At 58.8% G+C, this 10,090-nt stretch carries 9 protein-coding genes; 1 reads left to right on the forward strand and 8 read right to left on the reverse strand.

What is annotated here, in order from left to right:
• From HX846_RS23805 to HX846_RS23840, 8 genes are all read right to left on the reverse strand, one after another.
• Positions 1-1,237: acyl-CoA dehydrogenase (locus tag HX846_RS23805; protein WP_178966205.1), on the reverse strand; the 1,237-nt coding region annotated here is incomplete at its 3' end.
• Between the two features lie 262 nt (positions 1,238-1,499).
• On the reverse strand, positions 1,500-2,942 hold the full coding sequence (locus tag HX846_RS23810; protein ID WP_008437147.1) for an outer membrane protein transport protein: 1,443 nt from the start codon (positions 2,940-2,942) through the stop codon (positions 1,500-1,502).
• Between the two features lie 107 nt (positions 2,943-3,049).
• Entirely contained in the window at positions 3,050-3,544 is a 495-nt protein-coding gene (locus HX846_RS23815; RefSeq protein ID WP_146013732.1) for a protein activator, read from the reverse strand.
• 103 nt (positions 3,545-3,647) lie between these two features.
• The gene (gene praB / locus HX846_RS23820; RefSeq protein WP_087694131.1) at positions 3,648-4,163 is read right to left on the reverse strand and encodes an alkane oxidation protein activator PraB; all 516 of its coding nucleotides are present in this window, start codon (positions 4,161-4,163) and stop codon (positions 3,648-3,650) included.
• A gap of 148 nt (positions 4,164-4,311) precedes the next feature.
• The gene (gene praB / locus HX846_RS23825; protein ID WP_008437145.1) at positions 4,312-4,827 is read right to left on the reverse strand and encodes an alkane oxidation protein activator PraB; all 516 of its coding nucleotides are present in this window, start codon (positions 4,825-4,827) and stop codon (positions 4,312-4,314) included.
• A 131-nt stretch (positions 4,828-4,958) separates the two neighbouring features.
• Positions 4,959-5,453, reverse strand: coding sequence for an alkane oxidation protein activator PraA (gene praA, locus HX846_RS23830; RefSeq protein WP_008437144.1), 495 nt, complete (start codon positions 5,451-5,453; stop codon positions 4,959-4,961).
• Between the two features lie 146 nt (positions 5,454-5,599).
• On the reverse strand, positions 5,600-6,880 hold the full coding sequence (locus tag HX846_RS23835) for an alkane 1-monooxygenase (protein ID WP_178966206.1): 1,281 nt from the start codon (positions 6,878-6,880) through the stop codon (positions 5,600-5,602).
• Between the two features lie 318 nt (positions 6,881-7,198).
• Complete coding sequence (locus HX846_RS23840; RefSeq protein WP_023658917.1) at positions 7,199-8,197, reverse strand: alpha/beta fold hydrolase; 999 nt, start codon at positions 8,195-8,197, stop codon at positions 7,199-7,201.
• A gap of 303 nt (positions 8,198-8,500) precedes the next feature.
• On the opposite strand from HX846_RS23840, the gene HX846_RS23845 reads away from it, so the two are divergent.
• Positions 8,501-10,036: an NAD(P)/FAD-dependent oxidoreductase gene (locus HX846_RS23845; protein ID WP_178966207.1), complete on the forward strand. Its 1,536-nt coding sequence runs from the start codon at positions 8,501-8,503 to the stop codon at positions 10,034-10,036.
• Positions 10,037-10,090 lie beyond the last annotated feature (54 nt).

The following is a 10,090-nucleotide window of genomic DNA, read 5'->3' on the forward strand; positions in this document are numbered from 1 at the left end:
ACTTGCCGATGGGCAGGCCGAATTGCTTGCGCATCGCCGCATAAGCGGTGGTGCCGCGCACAGCCACCTTGCCCAGGCCGACGTTGGCCGACGGCAGGGAAATCGCCCGGCCAGCCGCCAGGCATTCCATCAGCATGCGCCAGCCGTTGCCGACTTGCTCGCGGCCGCCGATCACCCATTCCAGCGGGATAAACACATCCTTGCCGGTGGTCGGGCCATTCTGGAATACGGCATTGAGTGGCCAGTGACGCCGGCCGCTGTTCACCCCCGGATGGGTGGTGGGGATCAACGCGCAGGTGATGCCCAGGGAACCCGGCTGGCCGAGCAGACCGCCCGGGTCTTCGGCGCGGAAGGCCAGGCCGAGCACGGTGGCGATTGGGCCGAGGGTGATGTAGCGCTTGTCCCAGGTCACACGGAAACCCAGCACTTCCTCACCTTCGTGCATGCCCTTGCAGACGATGCCCAGGTCTGGAATCGCGCCGGCGTCGGAGCCGGCATACGGGCTGGTCAGGGCGAAGCACGGGATGTCTTCGCCCCGTGCCAGACGTGGCAGGTAGTAGTTGCGCTGGGCGTCGGTGCCGTAGTGCAGCAGCAGTTCGGCCGGGCCCAGGGAGTTGGGCACCATCACTGAAATCGCCGCCGCCGAGCAGCGGGTCGAGAGCTTCATCACCACTTGCGAATGCGCATAGTGGGAGAAGCCTTTGCCGCCGTATTGCTTGGGAATGATCATGCCGAGGAAGCCGGCATCCTTGGTGTACTGCCAGCCTTCGGGGGACATGTCTTGCCAGACCTGGGTGGTTTCCCAGTCGTTGGACATGTCACACAGGGTCTCCACTTCGTTGTCGAGGAAGGCCTGTTCTTCAGCGCTGAGGCTGGCGGGTGCGGCTTGCAGCAGGCGTTCCCAGCGCGGTTTGCCGCTGAACAGCTCGGCGTCCCACCACACGGTGCCGGACTCGATGGCAGCACGCTCGGTGTCGGACATTGCCGGCATGATGCCGCGAAAAAGGCCCAGGGCCTTGCTGGTCAACAGGGTGCGGCGCAGGGGTTTGATCGTCAGCAGCAGCGCGGGCAACACCACCAGCACCGCCACCACGCCGGCGCCGAAACCGGCGACTGCGTTGAACAGGTAACCGGCCGCCAGCCAGACCAGGCCGGCACCCAGCCAGAGGGTGGCAGCGGCTTGTCGATACGCCAGGGCAATCGCTGCTGCGAGTCCCGCCAATAACCAGATAACCATGGGGATACCTCTACTCAATTCAGGGTACGGCCAACGCCCGGGCAGATCGGAATGACCTGTGACGTAAAGCCACACTACAAACTTGAAAAGATAAATTCAAATTTTGTTTTGAAATTTTTATTTAATGCTTGGGCGAAAAAATCAAGGGCTGAGCAAGTCAGCCTGATGGATCAAAGGGAGCACGTGAGAAATGCCGGAAGAGCAGCAAGATGCGCTTGCTGCCCTCCTTTATCGGCTAGTCAATTCACTTCACTGCACGCGATCAGAACGCGTAAGTCGCTGATAAGCTGACCACCTCCCCTTTGCTGTCGACCTTGCCATCCAGGCGTGCGCCGCCGAGACGATCGACGTTCTGCGTCTTCAACTTGACCTCTTCCACAAACTGCCGGGAGTACGCACCGTCCAAGGTCAGCCCCGGAATAGCTCTTACGGCGTAGCTCAGGCCCAGGGAAGCAAACCAGCGGTCACCGTCAGGAATACGTGGGTCACGTGTGGAGTTACGGGTTGGAGTCTGGTCATTGGCGACACCGGCACGCACGGTCCAGTCGTCGGTGAGTTTGTAGTCACCGCCCACCGACAGCATCCAGACGTCACGGTACTTGTAGGGAATCGACACGATGGTGCTGCCGTCGGACTTCAGGGTCAGGTCCTTGAACGAAGACCATTGCGTCCACATGGCGCTGACACCCAGGGTGAAGCGGTCGTTGAACACGTGCACCCAATCAATCGCGGCATTGGCCGGAATATCCAGCTGGGTTGAGGCGTTGGCGCCATCCGGGTACAGATGCAGGCCCGGGTACGCCTGCTCTACCAGGGTTTTGCCGAAAGCAGGGTTGATATCGGTCATCAGGCTTCTGGAGCCGTCATCGGCATAGATATTGTAGTTACCCTCCAGCTTGTTCTTGATCTTGGCGTGGTAGTTCAGGCCAACAGTATCCTGCAGCGTCGGCTTCCAGACCACGCCGGCAAACCAGCCGACAGAGGTGTTATCTACCTTGACCCGCATCAAGGCATGCCCAACCCCTGAAGGAAAGGGTGCACCGCCCAATCCTGGCGACAAGGCCGCCGCTGCCAGCAGGTCGACGTTCTGGCTGACAAAGCCACTACTGTGCTGCACGATGGCGCCACCACCAATGGAGAACTGGTCGTTGACCTTGAACGACAGCGAGCCCGTCACACCTACCGTTTCGATCTTGGTGTCGACGGCGAAGTCGCGACCCTTCCAATCCGGGTCCCAGGTACTTTTCATGCCTTGAGGGACAACAGCGCTAAAGCCGAGCGCAAAACGGTCATTGAGCGGAATCACCGCAAAGCCGGTAGGCAGCCAAGCGGTGAAGCCTGCTTCGCCGCCGTTGCCTGTGCGCGGGGTTGAGGTAGGTATACCTGTCAACGGATCAATGACGCTGGAACTGCTCGGATCTCCCTTGTAGTCGTAAGCACTGCCCTTGTACTTGATATTGACGCGGGCGTAGTCGACGGTTTGCTGCACGATAGTGTGATCAATAAATGCCATGGCAGCCGGGTTGTTGTACGCAGCTGAAGGGTCATCCTTGAACAGCGAACCACCACCAAAGGCACGGCCCCAGCCCTGCGCGCCATAGGTCGGGGTAGCAAAACCACCTGCCTGCGCCGGAGCGGTAATCATCAGCCCCCCCAGCAATGCGAGCCCCAATACAGCCTGCACCTGTTGTTTTTTATTATTCATGCGGCACTCCTTATTGTTATCAAACTGAGCCTGCTCGAGCCGGCTCGTCTTGCTGCTTCGTTTGCCCGTTCAGGGGCATATTTCAACCTTTGACCTGATGATCAAGTTCAAGGACTAATCGTGAGGACTGGCGAAGGCTTGAAACTGAATGCCGTGATTCGGCAGCTGTCGCCTACGGTGTGAGGGCTAAGGAGGCTAAAGGTGTTATCAGCAGCACTCCATTGCGTGGTCAACGTACTTGGAGACGCGCACGTGTCGGAGAAGAACTTCTCGGCGAAACCTGAAAGTGTTGCGGTGCTGGCATTCGTCGGTACGAGGGTCCACGGCAGATTAAGCGGCCCGGAAACTCCGCACAGTGCGTTGCCCGTAAAAGTGGCACCGGTGATGGTCGCACTTGAACCGTCGGAAGCGACCTTTCCGGTCAGCGCGACAGTGCAAGGGACGGGTGTCCATACCAAAAGTTTTACTGCGGTAGAGATCGAGCCAGTGGCAGTAAATGCGGCGCCCGCCTGGGCAAACGATGCCGCGTGGGTCATTGAGGATGTGAATGCCAGGCCAAGCAGCAGCGCAGTTAGAGAAATACGTGTGGTAAGGCTTTGCATTGTCTTAGTCCCCAGACTTTTTATTGTTATCCACCGGCTCCGCCGGCATCAGTTACATGGCCAGACACCTCGCCTGAGGCGCAAGCCGATCAAAATTCGTTTATCAAGGATTTATCATCAGGTATGGCATTGCGAAGCGCATCGACACAACTTCACAGCTACCGGGAAGTACCTGATTGATTGCATAAAGATTTAAGCCATCGGTGTTATTGAAGAGAGAAACGCTAATAGTTGCAGGACCGCAGTTAGTACCAGGAATGATTGGCGGAAGGCTCGCCACAGTGAAACTGACATTAGATAATGCGCCGAAAGCACTGGCTGTTGGACTCAATACCCATGGCAAGTTACTGACACGATACATGGCACACAGGGCGTTGCTGCCGGCGATATAAACACTGGTCAGACTTGCCGTGGAACCATCGTGGGATACCCGCCCAACAAACTGGATATTACACGTTACAGGTGTCCTCATCGAAGACGGCGACTTCAGCGTCAGGGTGCCGTTAACGGTGGTAAATGATTGGTCGGCAGGAATGAAAGACGCCGCGTTGGCCATCGAAGCCGCACAAATGCACATTGCAACAGCAGTAGCACCCACGAACGTTTTCAAGCTTTCCATGTTTTTCCACCTGTCTGGTGACGTATTCACCAAGCGCAATGAACGGTGTTGTCAGCCGATCCGTTGGCTGTCCATCCCTGAACAAGCGCCTCTCGCGAGGCGCCTGCCTTCCATCGGGGTGATCAACCCTTTTTACGGAGTACGCCTATCAAGGAATTACCACGGCACCCGGTGCGGTGAGGCTCAGCGACACCACGGTGCAACTGCCGGTCAGCGTCTGGTTGGTTGCAGTGATCGTGCTGGAAGCTGGGCTGGCAGTTGACGCCAGGCCCACGGCAATAGTGGTCGGGCCGCAGTTGGTGGCAGGAATGATTGGCGGTGCACCTGCGATGGTGTAGCCAACGTTGGTCACGGTACCCGCAGTAACGGAGGTAGCCGATAGTTTCCATGGCAGGTTAGTCATCTTGGGCAATGCGCACAGGCTGTTGGAACCCGATACGGTGGCGCTATTGATATTGGCAGTACCATCGGCGTTAACAACACCCTGGAAAAGAATGTTGCAAGTCACTGGCTGCTGAAACGACGACGGCGATTTGACCGTAATGCTGCCGTTAGCGGTGATGCTTGCACCAATAGGGCTGAAAGACGCCGCACTGGCCATCGAAGCAGCACCCATGCAAACAGTCAAAGCAGTCAAAGACACGAGGGTTTTCAAGCTTTTCATTATTTTTCCTCACATGTTATGGCGAGTCATTTCGCCAGGGGTAATGGCCATGATCGAGAGGTCACGGTGAATCTGCAGAACTTCCCTTTCCAGCCAAATTTCAATTCAATTACCGCTACAACATCCCACTGTTACTCAACAACTTTGAAACTCGGCGGCATCTTGATCGACACCGTCTTGATCTTGCAGTCTTCGCCGATAGGCACATTCGACGCTTCCAGCTTGCCGGTGGCGTTATCCCAGGTTCCATCGGCAGTAGAAGGCCCGCACTTGCCGCCCAAACCAAAGGCATGCACATCCACGGCGATCTTCGACATCGAGCCGCTCCTGGTATCTTTAGCCACCAATACCCACGGCAAGTTGATGGCTTCGACCCGGCTGCACTTGAGGCCGCCGTCGAACTCAACTTTGTCGACATTTACTGACGACCCATCCGCCGCCACTTTGCCGGCGACCTTGATGGTGCAATCCGCGCTGATCAGCGCGCCTTTGGAAAAGCTGATGGGGCCCTGGGCAGTAAACGCGCTGCCGGCAGGTTCGATACGGGCGGCCTGGGCCTGGTGGTAAACGATCAGGCCCAGCGCGGCCAATACAATGTGCGTGGTGAACTTGGCAGGGGTTTGCATGGTGTACGTCCTTCCCTTCATTTTATTTTTGTTCGGGTCAAACAACTGTCTTGCAACTAAGCCGTACTCGAAACCGGTAAAGCCTGGGCGATGAAAACCTGCGCGATGCACAGATCCCGAGTACGCCCTACAACTGACTGCTTTCGTTAGAAGGGTCTGGTGGTGTTGCTGTACTTCTCCAGGTACTTCAAACGCTGTGAAGGTTGAAGATTGGTCAGGGTAATATCCCCGGCGTAATGATTAAGTACCCGGTGATCCATGCGTCGTCGCCACAAGTACGGCACATACGCCCAAACAATCATGCTGGCATAACCGTATGGGAGTTGCGGCGATTCATCAAAATGACGCAGTGACTGATAACTTCTGGTTGGGTTGGCGTGATGGTCGGAGTGCCGCTGCAGTTGGAACAGAAAGATATTGGTGACAATCCGATTACTGTTCCAGGAATGGCGTGGCGAGCAACGCTCATAACGACCGTTGGGCAACTTCTGGCGTTTCAGGCCGTAGTGCTCGACATAGTTCACCACTTCCAGCAGCGAGAAACCGTAGATGCCCTGGATGATCAGGAATGGAATCACTGCCGCGCCCAGCCAGGCAATCATCGCGCCCCACAACACCACACTGTACATCCAGGCGCTGAGTACGGCGTTCTTCCAGTGCCAGGCCGGCAGGCCGAGTTTGCGCAGGCGTACACGCTCCAGGTTCCACGCCGAGCGGGCGCTGAACCATACCGAGCGCGGCAGGAAGGCCCAGAAGCTCTCCCCCAACCGCGAACTGGCCGGGTCTTCCGGGGTGGCGACGCGCACGTGGTGGCCACGGTTGTGTTCGGTGTAGAAGTGCCCGTAGAAGGTCGGCGCCAGGGTGATCTTGGCCAGCACGACTTCCAGCAGGCGCGGCTTGTGCCCCAGCTCATGGGCGGTGTTGATGGCGATGCCGGTGGCAGCGCCAGTGGACATTGCCATGCCCAGGTAGGTGAACCAGCTCACCTGGCCATGCAGCTCGGTGCGCGCGGTGATGAACGCGGCGGTTTTCGCCAGCCAGCTCGACGGGTCCAGGGTGGCGGTGGCATGCAACAGGCCGCCATTGATAATCCAGTCGATACCGCCTGCGGCCAGCCACCCGGTGACCACCAGGGATGAGATGACAAACAGCACGCCGGTGTAGACGATCCAGCGGTAGTAGCTTTGGGATTCGAGGTTGCTGACGGCGGACTCGGGCGGGTTGCTGACGTCTTCACCCAGCAGGCCGTCGATCAGCGGGATCAGGCCGAAGATCACCAGCACACCGACCCACCACAGTTGTTGCACGCCGGTAGTGATGGCCAGGGCGCCAGAGAGAATTGGGGTTGCCAGGGGCATGATGCCGAGCCACCACAGGTGGCGCTTGCCGTCGGTCCAGACGTTCGGGGCAGCCAGGGTCTGATTCATGGCAGCCTCCGCACGACGCAGGCAGGCAGGGAGCAAAAATCAACACTGGACAGGTACACGGAGCGGTGACTGCCCCGAGAATTCAACCATGCGATAAAAGGCGTTTTTTTCATTATTTTATTCGCTCTTAGGCATTTCAAAAATTGTTTCAAATTAGACATTGAAATAATTTTTTTAAATAAATAGCGCGGAATCGTTAGGTCGTCAACTAGTTTCTTGAACCCTTTTGAACGTGACCGGGCAGTCTCTTTTTCAGCCGTTTGGTCAGGTGTCTAGGGCAAGCATTGACGAGTTCGAACCGCGAGTTCAGTCGCACAATTATTTACTCGCCAACGCAAACGGCGGGTGCAACACCGTGGCGCTTTCCGGCGGCCGGACGCGCTTGGCTATCTGCTCGACCACCGCCGCGACACGCTCGGTGGCCGTGATCGGCAACATATGCCCGCGCCCTTCCACCAGCTGCAGCTTCAGGCCCGGCACCAGGCTGGCCAGGGCCTGCCCGTGTTTGCGGAAATCCAGCACCTTGTCCTGCGCGCCATAAATCAGCCCGATCGGCAACGTCAGCTGCGGGTAGCGCTTGACCATGTCCGGCAGGAAATCGTTGACCAGGTTGATCTCGGTGGAGGCGGCATAGAAGTTCTCGGGCCGCATGCCCAACAAGCCGCCGCCACGGGTGGCGAAGTCTTCCGGGGCCGGGTCGGGGGCAAACACGCCCTTGACCACCGAGCCTTTGGTCAGCAATCCGATCGGCATGGTCAGGGTGTGCGACATAAAGCGTCGCAGCCATCCCGGGCGTATCGCCAACGACATAAACACCAGCGGCAGCAGGCGCTGGGGATGGGTCAGGGGCGCCACCAGGATCAATCCGGACACCGCGTGGGGATGGTCCAGGGCCAGGGCCAGGGAAATCGCCCCGCCGAGGGAATGCCCCAGCACCAGCGGCTTATCCAGGTCAAGCGTCTGGATAAAGCTGGCGACTTGCCGGGCCTGGCCAGGCAGGTCCGCGGCCGTGCCGGCATGCCGGGTGGAATAACCCGACCCCGGACGATCCACGGTGATCACTCGAAAGTGCTCACGCAATTGGGCAGACAAGGCGTACGTCAAGTTGCGACTGCTGCCCATCAGCCCGTGGATCATCACCAGCGGTGGGCCCTTGCCCTCGTCTACATAATGAAAGCGCTCGCCGTTGATCTCCAGAAAGCGCCCGTTGATCGGAACAGCAGCCTCTATACGCCGTGTCATCCGGGCACTGAAGGCCCACAACACTACGCTTAACCCTACACACACACCCGCAGCGACAACCCACTCGACAGCCATAGCTCGGTCCTCTGCATCCCTGCGTTGCTGGCGGCCCGACCGGTATTGGTCAAGGCCTCAGCCATCGTCCACCCTGGACCTTAACTGTGTGCGTACAAGCTCTCGTCCGTCGGATAAGTCGCACATGAGGAACTGGGTCGTAGCCTAGACGATATTTTCAGGTAGATTATTTAAAATCTTTTTTAAAATAAATAATTCAATTTTCCTTTGCAATGGTGTTCTATCTAAAAAGCCAAAACAAAAACAAGGAGCACATCCGATGTCGACACCCGTAAGGCGCCACCGGCCCACGAGGGACAGCCTATGAATGCCCATGACACCATCGACATCGCCATCATCGGTTCCGGATTTGCCGGGCTGTGCATGGCGATCAAACTCAAGGAAGCCGGGTTCCACGACTTCTTTATTGCCGAACAGGCCGATGCTCTCGGCGGCACCTGGCGGGACAACCACTACCCCGGTTGCGCCTGCGACGTGCAATCCCATGTCTATTCGTTTTCCTTTGCGCCCAACCCGGACTGGACCCGGCAATTTGCGCCACAGGCGGAGATTCGCGCCTACCTGGAGCAGTGCGCACGGCGCTTCGAACTGGCGCCGTTCCTGCGCTTTGGCATGGGCCTGGAGAAGGCGGTATTTGATGAGGCGCAACAGCGCTGGAGCCTGAGCTTCAGCAATGGCCGCCAGGTCAGTGCGCGGGTGCTGGTGTCGGGAATGGGCGGCCTGTCGCGCCCGGCACTGCCGGATATTCCGGGCCTGGACAGCTTCAAGGGCAAGCGCTTCCACTCCCAGCAGTGGGACCACGAGTATTCATTGAAGGGCAAGCGCGTGGCGGTGATCGGCACCGGCGCCAGTGCCATTCAGTTCGTGCCGCAGATTGCGCCGCAAGTGGCCCACCTGGACCTGTTCCAGCGCACCCCGCCGTGGATCATGCCCAAGCCCGACCGGCCGATTTCACGCTTCGAGCGCTGGGCATTCAAGCACCTGCCGTTCACCCAGCGCCTGGTACGCGGCGCGTTCTATTGGGCACTGGAAGGCCGCGTGGTGGGCTTTGCCCTGCACCCGCGCCTGATGAAAATGGTACAGAAAATCGCCGTGCGCCACCTGCACAAACAAGTGGCCCGCCCTTCCCTGCGCAAGACCCTGACGCCGGACTACACCATCGGCTGCAAGCGCGTGCTGATCTCCAACGACTACTACCCGGCCCTGTCCCGCAGCAATGTGCAGGTGGTAACCGACAACGTGCTGCGCATCGAGGCGGACGGGGTGATCACCGCCGACGGCATCAAGCACCCGGCTGACTGCCTCATCTTCGGCACCGGCTTCCAGGCCACCGATCCGCTGCCCCGCAACTGCATCATCGGGCGCCACGGCATCGACCTGATGGACACCTGGCAAGACGGCGCCCACGCCTACCTGGGCACCACGGTGCCGGGTTATCCGAACCTGTTCCTGATCGTCGGCCCCAACACCGGGCTGGGGCATAACTCGATGATTCTGATGATCGAGGCCCAGGTCACCTACATCCTCGATGCCCTGCAGCAAATGCAGCGTCATCGCATCGCCACGGTGGACGTCAAGCCGGCGGTGGAACTGGCCTACAACGCCAGGCTGCAGGAAAAACTCAACGGCACCATCTGGTCCACCGGCGGCTGCAAGAGCTGGTACCTGGACCCACGCACCGGCAAGAACACCACGCTGTGGCCCGGCTCCACCTGGCGTTTCAAGCAGGTCACCCGGCATTTCGCCCTCAAGGACTACGTCGCCAGCCTGGTGCCGATACCGTCCACCACGCGCCCGGCCGCAACGCCCCACACCACCGCAGAAGGGAGCCTGTCATGAAGTCATTCAACGGCCGCGTGGCGGCCATTACCGGCGCCGCTTCCGGCATGGGCC

Origin of the sequence: Pseudomonas sp. K5002 (assembly GCF_013386655.1) — a bacterium.
Taxonomy (GTDB): domain Bacteria; phylum Pseudomonadota; class Gammaproteobacteria; order Pseudomonadales; family Pseudomonadaceae; genus Aquipseudomonas.

Bases quoted from the DNA above. Each gene is read 5' to 3' on its own strand.
- praB (WP_087694131.1), bottom strand. From the start codon at position 4,163: ATGGAAAGCTTGAAAACGTTCGTGGGTGCTACTGCTGTTGCAATGTGC.
- HX846_RS23835 (WP_178966206.1), bottom strand. From the start codon at position 6,880: ATGAATCAGACCCTGGCTGCCCCGAACGTCTGGACCGACGGCAAGCGC.
- HX846_RS23845 (WP_178966207.1), top strand. From the start codon at position 8,501: ATGAATGCCCATGACACCATCGACATCGCCATCATCGGTTCCGGATTT.
- praA (WP_008437144.1), bottom strand. From the start codon at position 5,453: ATGCAAACCCCTGCCAAGTTCACCACGCACATTGTATTGGCCGCGCTG.
- praB (WP_008437145.1), bottom strand. From the start codon at position 4,827: ATGAAAAGCTTGAAAACCCTCGTGTCTTTGACTGCTTTGACTGTTTGC.
- HX846_RS23810 (WP_008437147.1), bottom strand. From the start codon at position 2,942: ATGAATAATAAAAAACAACAGGTGCAGGCTGTATTGGGGCTCGCATTG.
- HX846_RS23840 (WP_023658917.1), bottom strand. From the start codon at position 8,197: ATGGCTGTCGAGTGGGTTGTCGCTGCGGGTGTGTGTGTAGGGTTAAGC.
- HX846_RS23815 (WP_146013732.1), bottom strand. From the start codon at position 3,544: ATGCAAAGCCTTACCACACGTATTTCTCTAACTGCGCTGCTGCTTGGC.